Annotated in this window: 15 protein-coding genes and 1 other RNA gene; 4 read left to right on the top strand and 12 right to left on the bottom strand. The window is 66.9% G+C overall.

Annotated elements, in window-relative coordinates; genetic code table 11:
• Positions 1-28: 28 nt before the first annotated feature.
• The gene (locus tag J3A66_RS06920) at positions 29-2548 is read right to left on the bottom strand and encodes a transglycosylase domain-containing protein (protein ID WP_209567906.1); all 2520 of its coding nucleotides are present in this window, start codon (positions 2546-2548) and stop codon (positions 29-31) included.
• 113 nt (positions 2549-2661) lie between these two features.
• Between J3A66_RS06920 and hrpB the strand changes: the two genes are divergently transcribed.
• Together hrpB and J3A66_RS06910 are read left to right on the top strand one after the other, a co-directional pair.
• Positions 2662-5145, top strand: a complete 2484-nt coding sequence (hrpB, locus tag J3A66_RS06915; protein ID WP_245336723.1) for an ATP-dependent helicase HrpB — start codon at positions 2662-2664, stop codon at positions 5143-5145.
• 9 nt (positions 5146-5154) lie between these two features.
• The gene (locus J3A66_RS06910; RefSeq protein WP_031440756.1) at positions 5155-5436 is read left to right on the top strand and encodes an ETC complex I subunit; all 282 of its coding nucleotides are present in this window, start codon (positions 5155-5157) and stop codon (positions 5434-5436) included.
• A gap of 57 nt (positions 5437-5493) precedes the next feature.
• On the opposite strand, the gene J3A66_RS06905 is transcribed toward J3A66_RS06910, so the two are convergent.
• The 4 genes from J3A66_RS06905 to J3A66_RS06890 are packed head-to-tail and all read right to left on the bottom strand — an operon-like array spanning position 5494 to position 8137.
• Positions 5494-6000, bottom strand: coding sequence for an NUDIX hydrolase (locus tag J3A66_RS06905; protein ID WP_192140220.1), 507 nt, complete (start codon positions 5998-6000; stop codon positions 5494-5496).
• Complete coding sequence (locus J3A66_RS06900; protein WP_031394831.1) at positions 5994-6665, bottom strand: TPM domain-containing protein; 672 nt, start codon at positions 6663-6665, stop codon at positions 5994-5996. The genes J3A66_RS06905 and J3A66_RS06900 overlap by 7 nt, the downstream gene beginning before the upstream one ends.
• Position 6666: 1 nt before the next feature.
• Positions 6667-7521, bottom strand: coding sequence for a TPM domain-containing protein (locus tag J3A66_RS06895; protein WP_192139682.1), 855 nt, complete (start codon positions 7519-7521; stop codon positions 6667-6669).
• Positions 7522-7537: 16 nt separating this feature from the next.
• Positions 7538-8137, bottom strand: a complete 600-nt coding sequence (locus J3A66_RS06890; protein WP_031394860.1) for a LemA family protein — start codon at positions 8135-8137, stop codon at positions 7538-7540.
• Positions 8138-8241: 104 nt separating this feature from the next.
• On the opposite strand from J3A66_RS06890, the gene mscL reads away from it, so the two are divergent.
• Complete coding sequence (gene mscL, locus J3A66_RS06885; RefSeq protein WP_031394859.1) at positions 8242-8712, top strand: large conductance mechanosensitive channel protein MscL; 471 nt, start codon at positions 8242-8244, stop codon at positions 8710-8712.
• A gap of 36 nt (positions 8713-8748) precedes the next feature.
• Here the strand turns inward: mscL and J3A66_RS06880 are convergent, their stop codons facing one another.
• Entirely contained in the window at positions 8749-9180 is a 432-nt protein-coding gene (locus J3A66_RS06880) for an Rrf2 family transcriptional regulator (RefSeq protein WP_031394858.1), read from the bottom strand.
• A 60-nt stretch (positions 9181-9240) separates the two neighbouring features.
• Between J3A66_RS06880 and ssrA the strand changes: the two genes are divergently transcribed.
• Positions 9241-9596, top strand: a transfer-messenger RNA (tmRNA) gene (ssrA, locus tag J3A66_RS06875).
• Between the two features lie 67 nt (positions 9597-9663).
• Here ssrA and J3A66_RS06870 read toward each other — a convergent pair.
• The 6 genes from J3A66_RS06870 to rbfA form a co-directional block, all read right to left on the bottom strand.
• Complete coding sequence (locus J3A66_RS06870; RefSeq protein ID WP_209567904.1) at positions 9664-10380, bottom strand: hypothetical protein; 717 nt, start codon at positions 10378-10380, stop codon at positions 9664-9666.
• A 214-nt stretch (positions 10381-10594) separates the two neighbouring features.
• The gene (gene pnp, locus J3A66_RS06865) at positions 10595-13015 is read right to left on the bottom strand and encodes a polyribonucleotide nucleotidyltransferase (RefSeq protein WP_209567902.1); all 2421 of its coding nucleotides are present in this window, start codon (positions 13013-13015) and stop codon (positions 10595-10597) included.
• A 194-nt stretch (positions 13016-13209) separates the two neighbouring features.
• A complete protein-coding gene (gene rpsO / locus J3A66_RS06860) occupies positions 13210-13479 on the bottom strand; it encodes a 30S ribosomal protein S15 (protein WP_031394369.1) in 270 nt (89 codons plus the stop codon).
• Between the two features lie 21 nt (positions 13480-13500).
• Positions 13501-14409: a tRNA pseudouridine(55) synthase TruB gene (gene truB / locus J3A66_RS06855; protein WP_209567900.1), complete on the bottom strand. Its 909-nt coding sequence runs from the start codon at positions 14407-14409 to the stop codon at positions 13501-13503.
• Between the two features lie 150 nt (positions 14410-14559).
• The gene (locus J3A66_RS06850; protein WP_209567898.1) at positions 14560-15135 is read right to left on the bottom strand and encodes a thymidine kinase; all 576 of its coding nucleotides are present in this window, start codon (positions 15133-15135) and stop codon (positions 14560-14562) included.
• A 33-nt stretch (positions 15136-15168) separates the two neighbouring features.
• A complete protein-coding gene (gene rbfA / locus J3A66_RS06845) occupies positions 15169-15558 on the bottom strand; it encodes a 30S ribosome-binding factor RbfA (RefSeq protein WP_031396110.1) in 390 nt (129 codons plus the stop codon).
• Positions 15559-15566 lie beyond the last annotated feature (8 nt).

Raw genomic sequence — 15566 nt, 5'->3', positions numbered from 1 at the left:
AACAGCCAGCCCCGGAATATGGGGACGGCTAGTAGATTCCGCCCTGTCTTTGCAAGAAATCGCTGTCGCGCGGAGCCTCTGCCTTGGGGGCGGCGGTCGGTGCGGTGGTGGTGGTGGGGGCGGGGCCGGCACGGCGCGCGGCACGCCGCGGTTCGCTTTCGGGCTTGAACGCTTCCCAGATGACGCCCGGCTTGGGATCATCGGTGTTCGGCCATGTCCCATAGACCGGGCGGCCGCTCCCCCGGTCAATCCGGACCATCCGGATGCCCGCGGGTGCGCGGAATGGCAGCTTGGGCAGATCGGCATAGGCCTTGACCGCGAACTGCTTGAAGATCGGCGCGGCCAGCGTGCCGCCCTGCGCTGCGCTGCCAAGGTTCCGCGGCGTATCGAAGCCGATATACAGGCCGCCGACATATTGCGGGGTTCCGCCGATGAACCAGACGTCGGTCGGGCCATTGTTCGTGCCCGTCTTGCCGAACATCGGCCGATCGAGATCGCGCAGCGTCACCGCGGTGCCGCGCTGGACGACCCCTTCGGTGATGTGGACCATCTGATAGGCGGTCATCGCGTCGAGCACCTGGCGCTGGCGCGCGACCGGACGCGGCATCGGCTTGCCGTCCCAATCGGGGGCGTTGCAGCGATCGCAGGCGCGCCAGTTCTCGGGCCAGATCACCTTGCCGTGCCGATCCTGGACGAAGTCGATCAGCGACGGCGGCCCGCCCTTGCCGTTGTTCGCGAGGATGGAATAGGCGTTGACCATCCGCCCCACGGTCGTCTCGCCGGCGCCCAGCGCGAAGGAGAGATAGGGCGCGTAATCGCCGACGCCCATCTTCTTGATGGTGGCAACGACCTTGGGCATGCCGGTCTGCGCGGCGGCGCGGACCGTCATCAGGTTGCGCGACTGTTCGATGCCCCAACGCATCGTGTGCGGCCCGGCGCCGCGCGAATTGCCGAAGTTGCGGAAGCATTTCTGTCCCAGCCGCGCACCCTGATAGACACAGAACGGCCCGTCGACGATGATCGAGGCGGGCGTCATGCCGTTGTCGAGCGCGGCGGAATAGACGATCGGCTTGATCGTCGATCCGGGCTGGCGCATCGCCTGGGTCGCGCGGTTGAACGCCTGCAACCGGTCGTCGAAGCCGCCCTGCATCGCCAGCACGCGGCCGCTGGCAGGCTCCTCGACGACGAACGCACCCGAAACCTTGGGGATCGCCCGGAGCGCGAACTCGCCGCCTTCAGGCGCGACCGCGATGATGTCGCCGGTCTTGATCGCCCCGAACGCATTGCCGCCCTTGCCGCGCACCGCCATCTGCGCGGCATAGCGCGGCAGCGCGCCGGTCTTGCCGGTGCGGAAGCCCAGGCTCCAGCTATTGCCGTCCTTGCCGGTCACGATCGCCGCCACCCAGTTGCGGTAATCGAGCGCGATGTTGCTGTTGAGCAACGGCTGGAGCCAGTTGTCGTCCTCGATCTCGACATGGCGGATCGGCCCGTTCCAGCCGCGCCCGCTGTCAAAGCGGACCAGGCCATCACGCAAGGCTTGCTGCGCCAGATCCTGCAACCGCGTGTCGAACGAGGTCCGCACCCAGAGGCCGCCCGAGTAGACGCTGTAAGGGCCGTCCTTCGCGCTTTCGCCGAACTTGGCCATCAGCTGGCGGCGGACTTCCTCGACGAAATAGCCGCCGACGCTTTCAAACCGCGGCGTGCGTCGCAGCACGACCCCCAACGGTTCGGCGTTCGCCCCGTCGAATTGCGCGCGGGTGATGAACCCGTTCTCGAGCATCCGGTCGAGCACATAGTTACGCCGCGTCATTGCGCGGTCGTGATAGCGCACCGGATCGTAATTCGACGGACCCTTGGGCAGGATCGCGAGATAGGCGATCTGTGCGAGATCGAGCTGGTCGAGGTCCTTGTCGAAATAGGCGTGGCTGGCGGCTTCGACGCCGAACGCGTTCCGGCCAAGCGCGATCTGGTTCAGATAGAGTTCGAGGATCTGCGGCTTGGTCAGCGTATCCTCGATCTTATACGCCAGCACCGCTTCGCGAAGCTTGCGCGTCGGCGAATATTCGTTGCCGATCAGCAGATTCTTGGCGACCTGTTGCGTGATCGTCGATCCGCCGCGGGCGCGTCGGCCGCTGCCGATCTTCGAGACATAGTCGAAGACCGCGCCGGCAAGTCCCGGAAAGTCGACGCCGTGATGCTCGAAGAACGACTTGTCCTCCGCCGCCAGGAACGCATTGATCAGCATCGGCGGATATTCGGCGAAGCTGAGCTCGACGCGACGTTCGCGCGCATAGCTGTGGATCGGGGCCCCATCGATCCCGCGCACATTGGTCGGCAAGGGCGGTTCGTAGGTGCGCAGCGTATCGACCGAGGGAAGGTCGCGGACGACGATCAGCCAGAAGCCGAACAGCGTGATCAGCCCGAGGCCGAACAACGCGAGCGCCGCTTTGGTCCAGCGGCTCGCCCAGACGCGCGCGACACTGCCGCGCAGCCTGTCGGTGGTCCGGCGGGTCGCCGTCGAAGAGTTTGGGGAAGGATCGGACGCCATATTCGTGCCCCGCGTCTAGCAGGTTCGCGCGTCCTTGCCAGCCGCGTTCGGCGGGGTGGGGGCTGGACACGACGGTCGCGGTGGTGCGCGGACCCCTGAAAAGCGGTTGCGCCATGACCGATCTGTGGCAGCAGGCGGCGATGACCCCGCCGCCGCTTCCGATCCTTGCCGTCCTGCCCGACCTGCTCGCTGCGTTGCGTGCGCGGTCCTCCGCCGTGCTCGTCGCGCCGCCGGGCGCGGGCAAGACGACCGCGGTCGCGCCTGCGCTGCTCGAGCAAGCCTGGTGCACCGGCGAGATCCTGCTGCTGTCACCCCGGCGCCTCGCCGCGCGCGCCGCGGCGGAGCGCATGGCGGCGACGGCGGGCGAGCCCGTCGGGCGCACCTATGGCTATGCGACGCGGATGGACAGCAAGCGATCCGCGGCGACGCGCGTCACGGTCGTCACCGAGGGCATCTTCGTCGCGCGGATCCAGTCCGACCCGGAACTGGCGGGGGTGTCCGCGGTGCTGTTCGACGAGGTGCACGAACGTAGCCTCGACGGCGATTTCGGGCTCGCGCTCGCCCTCGACGTGCAGGCGGGCTTCCGCCCCGACCTGCGACTGGTCGCGATGTCGGCGACGCTCGACGGGGCGCGGTTCGCCGCGGTGATGGACGACGCGCCGGTGATCGAGAGCGAGGGGCGGAGCTATCCGCTGACGCTGCGGCATATCGGTCGCGCGGCAGAGGCGCGGATCGAGGATGGCATGGCGGCGGCGATCCGCCGGGCACTCGTCGAGGAGCAGGGGGGCGTGCTCGCCTTTCTGCCCGGCGTCGCGGAGATCGAACGGACCGCGGACCGGCTCGCGAACCTGCCCGACGACATCGTCGTGCACGAACTCCATGGCAGCCTCGATCCGGCCGCGCAGCGTGCGGCGATCCTTCCCGAACCCGATAGCCGGCGCAAGGTCGTGCTGGCGACCAGCATCGCCGAGACCAGCCTGACGCTCGACGGGATCCGGATCGTCGTCGATTCGGGTCTCGCGCGGCGCCCGCGATACGACCGCGCGGCGGGCATGACCCGCCTCGTCACCGAACGCGCAAGCCAGGCCGCGGTCACGCAGCGCGCCGGCCGGGCCGCGCGTCTGGGCCCCGGCACCGCCTACCGGTTGTGGGAAGAGGCCGCGACCGCGGGGCTGCCGCGCTATGATCCCCCCGAAATCCTCGAGGCTGATCTGTCCGCGCTGGTGCTCGCCTGTGCCTTGTGGGGTGTCGCCGACCCCCGCGACCTGCGCTGGATCGATGCGCCGCCCGCTGCGGCGATCGACGAGGCGCTGCGCCGGCTGGCGACGCTTGAGGCGATCGACGCGGACGGTCGCCCGACGCCGCATGGCCGCGCGATCGCGAAGCTGCCGATGCCGCCGCGCCTTGCCCATATGCTGTTGCGCGCCGGGGAGCGGGGGCTGGCCGAGGTCGCCGCGCAGGTCGCGGTGCTGCTCGGCGAGCGTGGGATCGGCGGCCAGGATGTCGATGTCGAAACCCGTCTGCGCCGCTGGAAGACCGAACGTGGCGTGAAGGCGCAGGCCGCGCGCGGGATGGCCGAGCGGTGGGCCCGCCTCGCGCCGTCGCCCGGAGTCCTCTCACAGCCAGACGGGGGCGTCGCCACTTGCATCGCGCTTGGCTATCCCGACCGCGTCGCCCGGCGGCGTGATCCGTCCGGCGAAACCTGGGCATCGGTTGGCGGGCGCGGGTTCCGGCTCGATCCGACGTCGCCGCTGGCGCGTGCGGAGTGGCTTGCAGTGGCCGACACGCAGGGGGCCGCGGCGGGCGCGCGGATTTTGTCTGCGGCGGTGATCGATCAGGCGACGGTCGAGGCGCTGTTCGCCGATCGGATCGAATCGCGCCGCACGGTCAGCTTCGACCCAGCGACCGGCGGCATTCAGGCGCTGCGAGACCGGCGGCTCGGGGCGATCCGGCTGTCGAGCGGTCCGGACAGCGGCGCTGATCCCGACGCGATCCTCGCTGCGCTGCTGGAGGCGGTTCGCGAGCACGGTCTTTCGCTGCTGCCGTGGAGCGACGGCGGGCAGGCGTTGCGCGACCGCGCCGCCTATGCAGGCGTGCCGCTCGACGATGCGGCGTTGCTCGACCGTCTGGACGAATGGCTCGCGCCGCTGCTCGTCGGAAAGCGCCGACTCGATGCGATCGCCCCGGGGGCACTCGTCGAGGCGTTGCGCAACCTGCTCGGCTGGGATGCGATGCAGACGATCAACCGCCTCGCGCCGCCCGATTTCACGAGTCCCGCGGGCAGCACGCACGCGATCGACTATGCCGCCGAGGGAGGGCCGCGTGTCGAGCTGCGCGTCCAGGCGCTGTTCGGGCTCGGCGTGCACCCGACCATCGGCGAAGCGCGCGTCCCACTGGTGCTGAGCCTCACGTCACCGGCGGGACGCCCGATCCAGACGACGCGCGATCTGCCCGGGTTCTGGGCGGGGAGCTGGGTCGCGGTCGCCAAGGAAATGCGCGGTCGCTACCCCAAGCATCCCTGGCCCGACGATCCCGCCGCGGCATCGGCGACGCTGCGCACGAAAAAGGCGGATGCAAGGGGCGCAACTTCGCGATAAGGGGGGCCCATGCCAACCGCCCGTATCTTCCAGCGCCCCAAGAACGCCATGCAGTCCGGTAAGCACCGGACCGACAGCTGGCAGCTCGAATTCGAACCCTCGGAGCCCAAGCGCCCCGACCCGCTGACCGGCTGGGCCGGCAGCGGCGACACGCGCGACCAGCTCCGCCTGTTCTTCCCGACCGCCGAGGCCGCGATCGCGCATTGCGAGCGTGAAGGGTTCGGCTACACGGTCGTACCGGCGCCGCAGAAGACGCTGAAGCTGCAGAGCTACGCGGACAACTTTAAGTAAGCGGCAACCCGCCGCCGTTCCGGCGACGGGGCTGAAAACGGCTTAGCGCGCTCGTCGCTAGAGGATCGATCCCGCGAGGATCAACAGCATCTTTGCGTCGATCGCAACGCCCGCCTCGCGCTTTGCCGCGATGAAGGCGGGAATGTCGGCGAGCGGTACGCGGTAGACGGTGATGTTCTCGTCACCATCGCCGCCGCCGTCGCCGACCCTGGTCAGCCCGGTCGCACGAACCAGGGTGAAGCATTCCGACGTCATCCCCGGCGACGAATAGAAGAGCCCCAGATCCTCGATCGCGGCCGCGCGGTAGCCGGTTTCCTCCTCGAGCTCGCGCCCGGCGGCGACCGCGACGCTCTCGCCTTCGGTCTCGTCACCCACCAGCCCGGCAGGCAGTTCGAGGCAGGCGCGGCCCAGCGGTACGCGAAACTGTTCGACCAGGATGACGTCGCCCGCGTCGATCGCGACGATCACGGCTGCCGCGATCTGCCCGCGACGTTCCACATATTCCCAGGTGCCTTCGGTCTGCACGGTCAGGAACTTGCCCGCCCATACGGTCGTGCTCATAATTCGATCAGCCTGTCGGGAAGTTCGTTGTTCGCCGCACCGGTTCGCGGGAAATGCTCGGCGAGCACCGTGCCGATCTGCGCGACGGCATCGGCCATGCCGTCCGCCGGCCGGTCGTCGCGCACCGCGGTGAGCACGGCCGCCATTGCCGCACCCCAGATCTCGTTCGGCACGCGCGAATGGATGCCCGAGTCCGCGACGATCTCCGCGCGGTGCTCGGCAAGCGACAGGTACAGCAACACGCCCGTCGCGCCCCGCGTGCGCTTTTCCGCGCCCGCCCGGAACAGCATCACCGCACGCCTGCGCACCCGCCGCGATTTCGTCGCGCCCGGCGTCAGCGCGAGTCGCAACGCGGGGATAGTGAGCAGCAGGCGCATGCCCAGGAACACCAGCGTCATCAGGACGAGCGCGATCGCGAACAACGCGCCCTGTGGTGCCGACTGCGCCCACGGATCGACGAGCCGCGCATAGATCTGGTCGGCCGCCACCGGGTGCAGCGCGAGCACCGCAAGGCTCAGCAGCATGGCAAGCACGGACCATTGCAGCGAGACGTCGTGATAGGCGTCGGACTGGCGCGCGACGATCGTGACGATCTCGCCCGTCGTCGTGGTTTCGGCCTGCGTCACCGCGGCGGTGACGCGGCCGTGATCGGCTTCGCTCAATCGCATGTCACCAACTCCCCGATGCGCCGCCGCCGCCGGCAGAGCCGCCGCCGCCGCCGCCAAAACCGCCGCCCATCCAGCCACCGCCGCCGCTGTCACCACCGCCGCCGCCCCAGCTGCTACCACCGCCACCGCCGCCGCGCCGTGACATCTCGTTGGCGATGCTCCACAGCACGATCGGCAGCGTCCCGTTGCCGCCGCCACCGCTTGAATAGCGGGTGCCACCGGCACGTCGCGAGATCATCGGAATGACGATCGCGGCGGCCACGATCCCGAAGATGATCAGCCCGATCGGCACGCCGCCACCGCTGCCGGACGGCGCGCGGCGATGCGTCTTGTCATATTCCGCCGCCGCCGCGCCGACCTTCGCGCGGGCCTCGGCGTCGGGCAAAGCAAGCTGGTCCGCGACCGCATTCGTGCCCGCGACGATACCGCCGGTCATGTCCCCGGCCTTGAAGCGCGGCAGGATCTGCTGGTTGATTACGACGCTCGAAAACGCGTCGGTCAGGACCGGTTCCAGCCCGTAGCCGACCTCGATCCGCACCTTGCGATCGTTCGGCGCGACGAGCAGGATCGCACCGTTATTGGCGTCCTTCAGCCCGACCCCCCAGTTCCGCAGCAGGCGATAGCCATAATCCTCGATCGGATAGCCCTGCAGATCGGCGACGGTCGCGACGACCAGCTGGTTGCCCGTCGCCTTTTGCAGATCGTCGAGTCGTTTGGTGAGCGCCGCTTCCTGCTCGGGCGGGATCACGTTTGCCGAATCCACGACGAAGCCGGTAAATTTCGGGAAGGTCTGGGCGCCTGCGGTGCCGCTGCCGAGCAGCACCGCGAAGAGGAGCGCCGCGAGGACGCGGATCATGCCGCCGGCCCCGCGATCAGCTCGCGTTGCCGAAGTTCACCGTCGGCGCCGTCTCGGCCCCCGGCGTGGTCGCGGCAAACGGCACCATCGGCTTTGCGCCATAGAAGATCTTCGCGCCGACCGCGTCGGGGAAGGTGCGGATCTTGGTGTTATAGGCCTGGACCGCGCCGTTATAGTCGCGCCGTGCGATCGTGATACGGTTCTCGGTGCCTTCGAGCTGGCTCATCAGCGTGGTGTAATTGGCCTGGCTCTTGAGCTCGGGATAAGCCTCCTGCAGTCGCTGCAGCGACAGCCCGACGGCACCCTGCACGCGCGAGAACTGCTCGATCTTCGCAGGGTCGGTCAGGTCGTCGCCCGAGACCTGCACCGTGCTCGCCGCGGCGCGCGCCTGCGTCACCTCGACCAGAATGCTCTTTTCCTGCGCGCCGGCCGCCTTGACCGTCGCGACGAGGTTGGGGATCAGGTCGGCGCGACGCTGATAGTCGTTCTGGACATCGGCCCAGCGCGCCTTCACATTTTCCTCGGCGGTCGGGATGCTGTTGATCCCGCAGCCGCCAAGCGTCGCCGCGAGCGCAACGACGGCGGATCCGCGAAGAATCTGGGCATAGGACGACATCGGGGCTCTCCTGCTGGTCTGTATCACCCCCATAGGACAGCGGACCGGCTTGGCGAAACCGAAATCGATGGCTAGCGTGCAGTGGACTGGAAAAGGGGGCGCAAATGCTCAAGGAATTCAAAGCGTTCATCATGCGCGGCAACGTGCTTGATCTGGCTATTGCGGTGATCATCGGGGCGGCGTTCAGCAAGATCGTCACCTCGCTGACCGACGACGTGCTCATGCCGGTGATCGGCAAGATTTTCGGCGGGCTCGACTTTTCGAGCTATTTCTGGCGGATGGGTCCTGTCCCCGCAAATTATGCCGGTTCGCTCAGCGACTATGCGGCGTTGAAGAAGGCGGGGGTGCCGTTGCTCGGCTATGGCGCGTTCGCGACGCAGCTCGTCAACTTCGTGATCGTCGCCTTCATCATCTTCATGATCCTGCGCGTCGTGAACCGCGCGGCGGCGCTGATCGAGCGTGAAACCGCGCGGCTCAAGCGTGAGGAAGAGGCGACTCCGGTCGCGCCGGCGCCCGAGCCGGTCGAGATCGCGCTGCTGCGGGAGATCCGCGACGAGCTCAAGGCACGCGGCTGATCGACCTGTCCCTCTCCCCGCGCGGGGAGGGGCAGATCAGGCTGCGGCCAGATCCTCGGCGTTGGCATCCGCCAGGCTCGTGCCGTCGAGGATCCGCGCAGTCTCGTCGCGGACGCGCATCATCGCAAAGCGGATCGCGCAGTCTGCCTCGCTCTTGCAGTCGAGGCAGGGCCGATAGGCCGTGCGGCTGACGCAGGGCACCAGCGCGAGCGGGCCCTCGATGATCCGGATGATCTCGCCGAGCGAGATCAGGTGGCTGGGGCGCGACAGGCGATAGCCGCCCATCTTGCCGCGATGGCTGTGCAGCAAGCCGGACTCGCGCAGGTCCGCAAGGATCAGCTCGAGAAACTTGCGCGGTACATTGGCCTCCGCCGCGATGCGGGTCATCGGGATCGGTGGACCCCCGACCGGGGCGCCGCCAAGGAAGATCATCGCGCGAAGCGCGTAGCGAGAGCGCTGCGTCAACATAATACAGATTTCTATGCACGCGGTTTGTGGCGAGCGAAAGGCCGCAAAGGGCAAAATCACGGGCTTTTAATCGGCCGACCGCCGCTCTATATCACAAGCGTCATCGGGGGAATTCTCCCTTGGTGACTATGGCGATAAACCGTGGCGTGTCATAGACACAGCGGACCCGGGGGCAGTACCCGGCGACTCCACCACCGCCCTCTTCGCGAGAGGGGGACGATGACGGGGTCGAACTAGGATCGACGTGTGTTCAACGACGCTATGTTTCGCTCGGAATGGGACCACCGCAACGGCCCATACACAAGTGCCAACGATAACGAAGCACTCGCAATTGCCGCATAACTGACGGTCTAACGACCTAAGTTATACGGACGAAAGCGCGGTTCGGGCCACACCGGGCAACAGAAGTGGAAACCGGCGGTACGGGGGGCACCGAGCAACAGAAGCTCCCCACTCAAATCCGACTCAAGCGCATGCCCGCCGTCAGGCGGCAAGTTGCGCGACCAGCTTGTCGAGCCGCGGGCTGAACCCGACGATGCCGATCAGCAGCTGGACGAGGGTCAGCATTCCCGCGCCCCACCAATAGGCCAGGTGCACCCGCCCGCGCAGTTGCGCATCGAACAGCATCGCAGCCCCCAGATAGGCCATGGTCGCGATGAATATCGCCCAGGTCCCGGACGGACCCATGAGCGGCATCGGCAGGATGCGCCCCAGCGCCGGCGACATGATCAGGATCGTCGCGCACAGCATCAGGCGCTTGTGCCAGTCGGACCGGTGTCTCAGCTGGATCGCCCAGCCCGCCAGGATCGCAAAGCCGATGATCTGAAGGTCGAGCGCGAGGAAAAGGCCCGGCGTGAAGAAGGGCGGGACGCGGTTGAGCCGGACGGCCATGACCGTCGTCGCGACGCCCACCACGACCATGACCGGGACCAGACACGCGGTTGCGACGCCCAGTCGCCGGTGCGTTGCGATCGACCCCCGGTCGACCAGCCAGTTCTGCGCGACGTAGAGGATGATCCAGCCGAAGAAGACGGCAGCGTGCAGATGGACCTGGGCGGGAAGCCCGACGATGTTCCAGTCCGTCCGCTGCAGGTCCAGCCCGAACCCTGCGAAGACGGTGACCGCGATGATCGCAGCCAGCATGAGATAGAAACGCCGCTCGGCGGTGATCGCCGACACGCTGGTCGCCAAGGTTGCCATGATGCCCCCGCATCTCTGCTGCCTTGGCCGAGAATGCGCATGCAGGCTGGACCCTGCAAGCCGATAGCAGCGTGTCCGGCCGTCATTCTCGTACAAATTGCCGAGCGCGGATCCCGCGGCATCGCGCCGCCGGCTTCCGCAGTCGTGATCGCCACGAAAAAGGGGACCCGATTGCCCGGATCCCCTTTCGCTAGTTGCCAGTCGGCAAGATCGCTTAGTCGCGATCGCCCGTCAGGAACGCCGGGGCGAACTCGGGGGCCTTGTCGCCGTCCGAACGCTCGGCGCGGGGAGCGCGCTCGCCGCCCTGGCCACCGCCGTCGCGACGCGGGCCACGGCCCCCGCCGTTGCCGCCATCACGACCGCCATCACCATCACGACGCGGGCCACGGGGACCACGATCACCGCCGCCGCCTTCGCCGCGCGGGCCACGACCGCCACCGCCGTTACCGGCATCACGACCACCATCGCCGTCGCGACGCGGACCGCGCGGACCACGGTCACCGCCTTCGCGCGGCTCACGGGCAGGACGCGTGTCCTCCAGCTCTTCGCCGGTCGTCTGGTCAACGACGCGCATCGACAGGCGAACCTTGCCGCGCGGATCGATCTCGAGGACCTTGACCTTGACTTCCTGGCCTTCGCTCAGCGCGTCCGAGACCTTCTCGACGCGCTCGTTCTTGATTTCGGACACGTGGACGAGACCGTCCTTGCCACCCATGAAGTTCACGAACGCACCGAAGTCCACGAGGTTGACGACCTTGCCGTCATAGACCTTGCCGACTTCGGCTTCCTCGACGAGGCCCTTGATCCACTTGATCGCGGCTTCGATCTGCGCGGGGTCGGACGACGACACCTTGATCACGCCCTCGTCGTCGATGTCGACCTTGGCGCCGGTCTGCGCGACGATCTCGCGGATCACCTTGCCGCCGGTGCCGATGACTTCACGGATCTTCGACTTCTCGATCGTGAAGGTCTCGATACGCGGTGCGTGTGCCGACAGCTCCTCACGCGTGTGGTCGAGCGCCTTGGCCATTTCGCCCAGGATGTGCGCACGGCCTTCCTTGGCCTGTGCCAGCGCCTTGCCCATGATCTCTTCGGTGATGCCGGCGATCTTGATGTCCATCTGCATCGTGGTGATGCCCTCGGACGTGCCGGCGACCTTGAAGTCCATGTCGCCGAGATGATCCTCGTCGCCCAGGATGTCCGACAGAACCGCGAAGTTCTTGCCCTCGAGGATCAGGCCCATCGCGATGCCCGACACCGGACGCTTGAGCGGAACGCCCGCATCCATCATCGACAGCGAACCGCCGCAGACCGTCGCCATCGACGACGAGCCGTTCGACTCGGTGATGTCGGACAGAACGCGGATCGTGTACGGGAACTCTTCCTTCGACGGCAGCACCGGGTGCAGCGCGCGCCAGGCAAGCTTGCCGTGGCCGACTTCGCGACGACCCGGCGCACCGAAGCGACCGACTTCACCGACCGAGTAGGGCGGGAAGTTGTAGTGGAGCATGAAGTTTTCGTACGACAGGCCGTTGAGGCCGTCGATCATCTGCTCTGCGTCGCGCGTGCCGAGCGTGGTGGTACAGATCGACTGAGTCTCGCCGCGCGTGAACAGGGCCGAGCCGTGCGTGCGCGGGAGGAAGTGCACCATCGCCTCGATCGGACGGATCTGCGTGGTGGTGCGGCCGTCGATCCGGGTGCCGTCCTTGAGGATGGCGCCGCGGACGATCTCCGCCTCCAGCTTCTTCATCAGCTTGCCGGCCGCCATCTGGTCCTGCGGGGTCGCATCGGCAAAGGCGGTCTTGCCCTTGGCGCGTGCGGCGTTCAGCAGGTCCGAACGCTTGGACTTGTCGGTCACCTTGTAGGCGGCCGCAATGTCCTTGCCGATCAGCTTCTTCAGCTTGTCCTTGGCGGTCGACAGGTCGGCCTGCTCGGCCATTTCCCAAGGATCCTTGGCAGCCTGCTCGGCCAGATCGATGATCAGGTTGGCGGCTTCGCGGCATGCCTTGTGCGCGAACTGGACCGCGCCGAGCATGGTCTCTTCCGAGAGCTCCTTGGCTTCCGATTCGACCATCATCACGGCCTGGCCGGTGGCGGCGACAACGAGGTCGAGATCACCCGCCTTGGCTTCGTCGAGCGTCGGGTTGAGGATGTAGGCGCCATCGACATAGCCGACGCGGGCTGCGCCGATCGGGCCCATGAACGGCACGCCCGAGATGGTCAGCGCAGCCGATGCCGCGACCATCGCGAGGATGTCCGGCTCGTTCTCGCCGTCATACGACAGAACCTGGCAGATCACGTTGATCTCGTTGTAGAAACCCTCTGGGAAGAGGGGACGGATCGGGCGATCGATGAGACGGCTGGTCAGCGTCTCCTTTTCGGTCGCGCCGCGCTCACGCTTGAAGAAGCCACCAGGGATGCGGCCGCTTGCGGAGAACTTCTCCTGGTAATGGACGGTGAGCGGGAAGAAATCCTGCCCTTCCTTGACGGTCCGTGCAGCCGTGACGGCGCACAAAACGACGGTCTCGCCGAGGGTGGCGAGCACGGCGCCATTTGCCTGACGAGCCACGCGGCCGGTCTCGAGCGTCAGCGTCTTGCCGCCCCACTGGGCGCTTACGGTTTTGGTATCGAACATTCTTTTTCCTTCACTCCGGCGGCCAGATGCCGACCGGGGCCTATGTGCGAGCTAAGCCGGCTCGCGGCGGTGTGGAGCGAGTTGTCGCTCCTTGCCAGTCCACCGAATTGCGTCCTGGCGTTTGCCTCCGCGCGCGATGGCGCGGAATCAAAGTCGTATATACAAAAACGGCCCCCCGAAGGGAGCCGTTCGTTTTACTTGCGGAGACCGAGCTTCGCGATCAGATCCAGATAGCGCTGGCCGTCCTTGTGACGGAGATAATCCAGCAGCGACCGGCGCTTATTGACCATCATCAGGAGACCACGACGCGAGTGGTTGTCCTTCTTGTGGCCCTTGAAGTGCTCGGTCAGGTTCTTGATCCGCTCGGTCAGGATCGCGACCTGGACTTCGGGCGAACCCGTGTCGCCGTCCTGGCGTGCGTGGATCTTGACCAGCTCGGTCTTGCGTTCAGCGGTAATCGTCATGAAATTCTCAGTCCTTCGACATCACAGATTGAAACCGCGAACGACCCGGACGTCTCCGTCCTCGACCTCGACCAGCGCGACCGGGACAGCGTCCAGCTCGGCGAAGTATTGGCCATCGTCTGCGGCGATCCCGGCCAAGATACGCCCCTGTCGGAGCGCCCCTGCCTGGTCGGGGGTGAGGGAGAGAGCCGGGATGTCGTCCAGCGCCACCCTCAAGGGCAGTAGTACATCTTCAAGCGCGGAGGCCTTAGCGAGTTCGTCCAGTTTGTCCAGCGATATCGCCGATAAGAGGTCGAACGGGCCGGCCTTGACGCGCCGCAGCATGGTGACGTGACCGACGGTTCCGAGCGCCAAGGCGATGTCGCGCGCGAGGGAGCGGATATAGGTGCCCTTGGAGACATGCGCGGTGAGGGTGACCGCCTCCAGTTCCTCCGCGACCTCGTCATCCAAAAGACGGGTGGGGTGGGAGGTGAGTGCGTGGATCGTCACGTTCCGGCTGGCGAGCACGACCTCCTGCCCGGCGCGGGCGAGGTCGTAGGCGCGCTCGCCGTCGACCTTGAGCGCGGAATAGGCGGGCGGCACTTGCGCGATGGGGCCGGTGAAGTGCGCGAGAACCGCCTCGACCGCTGCCATCGTCGGGCGCACGTCGGAGGTGGCGATGCTCACCCCCTCGGCGTCGAGCGTGTCGGTCTGCACCCCGAACATGATGGTGAAATCATAGATCTTGTCGCTGTCGAGCATCCGGCCGGCAAGCTTGGTCGCCTCGCCGACCGCGATCGGCAGCACGCCGGTCGCGAGCGGATCAAGCGTGCCGCCGTGGCCGACCTTGAACTTGCCATAGCCGCCGTTGCGCAACACGCGCTTCACCGCGGATACGCCCTGCGTCGAGCCCAGCCCCAGCGGTTTGTCGAGAATGATCCAGCCATGCATGTCGTAGGATCCTTGAATATCGGGGCAGGGCGAGCCCCACCCACTCCGTCATCCTGACGAAAGTCAGGACCCAGAGCCACGAGAGACGGTGTTTGGTACCCTGGGTCCTGACTTTCGTCAGGATGACGGGAAGGGGCGAAGGGCAGGGAGCTACCCCAAAGCCTCGGTGAAATGCCGTCGGCATAGCGCGACATAGCGGTCATTGCCGCCGATCTCTGTCTGCTGCCCCTCGGCAATCGCGCGGCCGTTCGCGTCGACGCGCAGGTTCATCGTCGCCTTGCGCCCGCACATGCACACCGACTTTATCTCGACCAGCGAGTCCGCCAGCGCCAGCAGCCGCGCGGAGCCGGGGAACAGCGCACCCTGGAAATCGGTGCGCAAGCCGTAGGCGAGCACCGGGATGCCGACCACGTCGCAGATCTCCGCCAGCTGGTCGACCTGAGGCGCGGTCAGGAACTGTGCCTCGTCCACCAGCACGCAGGAGATCGCGTCCTCGCCATGCTGCCGGGCGATGCAGGCGCCGATATCGGTATCCGCATCGAACGCGATCGCCGGTGCCTCAAGCCCGATCCGCGACGTGATCGTGCCCGCCGCAAAGCGGTCGTCGATCGCGGCGGTGAACAGCATCGTCCGCATCCCGCGCTCGCGGTAGTTGAAGTCCGCCTGAAGCAGGTTGGTCGACTTGCCTGCGTTCATCGACGCATAATAGAAATACAGCTTGGCCATCGGCTCAACCCAAAGACGCGTCGCGCGGCGGCGTCAATCCTCGGACAGGTCACGCGCGATATGCGGATCGCGCAACAGCGTGTCGATATGCGTGCCCTCGTCGAAGCTTTCGTCGGCGACGAATTTCAGCTTGGCGGCATAGCGCGTCTGCACGCGGGTCGCGACTTCGCGCTGGAGATAGGCGGTGTTCGTCCGCAGCGCCTTCAGCACCTTTTCCTCGTCCTTGCCGAGCAGCGGCTTCACGAAGACGGTGGCGTGACGCAGGTCGGGGGACATGCGCACCTCGGTGATCGTGACGAGGTGCTTTTCGAGCACCGGATCATGCACGTCGCCGCGCGCAAGGATGTCGCTGAGCGCGTGACGCGCCTGCTCGCCCACGCGCAGCGCGCGGACGGTTTTGATCTCTGGGGTATCGGTCTTCATTCTTCTAA

The sequence above is a fragment of the Sphingomonas sp. PvP018 genome (assembly GCF_017876865.1).
Classification (GTDB): Bacteria; Pseudomonadota; Alphaproteobacteria; order Sphingomonadales; family Sphingomonadaceae; genus Sphingomonas; species Sphingomonas aerolata.
This window is presented reverse-complemented; position numbering and strand designations above follow the sequence as displayed.

What these genes read in the sequence shown, in the direction of transcription:
- J3A66_RS06920 (WP_209567906.1), bottom strand. Translation starts at nt 2,548, where the DNA reads ATGGCGTCCGATCCTTCCCCAAACTCTTCGACGGCGACCCGCCGGACC.
- hrpB (WP_245336723.1), top strand. Translation starts at nt 2,662, where the DNA reads ATGACCGATCTGTGGCAGCAGGCGGCGATGACCCCGCCGCCGCTTCCG.
- J3A66_RS06910 (WP_031440756.1), top strand. Translation starts at nt 5,155, where the DNA reads ATGCCAACCGCCCGTATCTTCCAGCGCCCCAAGAACGCCATGCAGTCC.
- J3A66_RS06900 (WP_031394831.1), bottom strand. Translation starts at nt 6,665, where the DNA reads ATGCGATTGAGCGAAGCCGATCACGGCCGCGTCACCGCCGCGGTGACG.
- J3A66_RS06895 (WP_192139682.1), bottom strand. Translation starts at nt 7,521, where the DNA reads ATGATCCGCGTCCTCGCGGCGCTCCTCTTCGCGGTGCTGCTCGGCAGC.
- J3A66_RS06890 (WP_031394860.1), bottom strand. Translation starts at nt 8,137, where the DNA reads ATGTCGTCCTATGCCCAGATTCTTCGCGGATCCGCCGTCGTTGCGCTC.
- mscL (WP_031394859.1), top strand. Translation starts at nt 8,242, where the DNA reads ATGCTCAAGGAATTCAAAGCGTTCATCATGCGCGGCAACGTGCTTGAT.
- J3A66_RS06880 (WP_031394858.1), bottom strand. Translation starts at nt 9,180, where the DNA reads ATGTTGACGCAGCGCTCTCGCTACGCGCTTCGCGCGATGATCTTCCTT.
- J3A66_RS06870 (WP_209567904.1), bottom strand. Translation starts at nt 10,380, where the DNA reads ATGGCAACCTTGGCGACCAGCGTGTCGGCGATCACCGCCGAGCGGCGT.
- pnp (WP_209567902.1), bottom strand. Translation starts at nt 13,015, where the DNA reads ATGTTCGATACCAAAACCGTAAGCGCCCAGTGGGGCGGCAAGACGCTG.
- rpsO (WP_031394369.1), bottom strand. Translation starts at nt 13,479, where the DNA reads ATGACGATTACCGCTGAACGCAAGACCGAGCTGGTCAAGATCCACGCA.
- truB (WP_209567900.1), bottom strand. Translation starts at nt 14,409, where the DNA reads ATGCATGGCTGGATCATTCTCGACAAACCGCTGGGGCTGGGCTCGACG.
- J3A66_RS06850 (WP_209567898.1), bottom strand. Translation starts at nt 15,135, where the DNA reads ATGGCCAAGCTGTATTTCTATTATGCGTCGATGAACGCAGGCAAGTCG.
- rbfA (WP_031396110.1), bottom strand. Translation starts at nt 15,558, where the DNA reads ATGAAGACCGATACCCCAGAGATCAAAACCGTCCGCGCGCTGCGCGTG.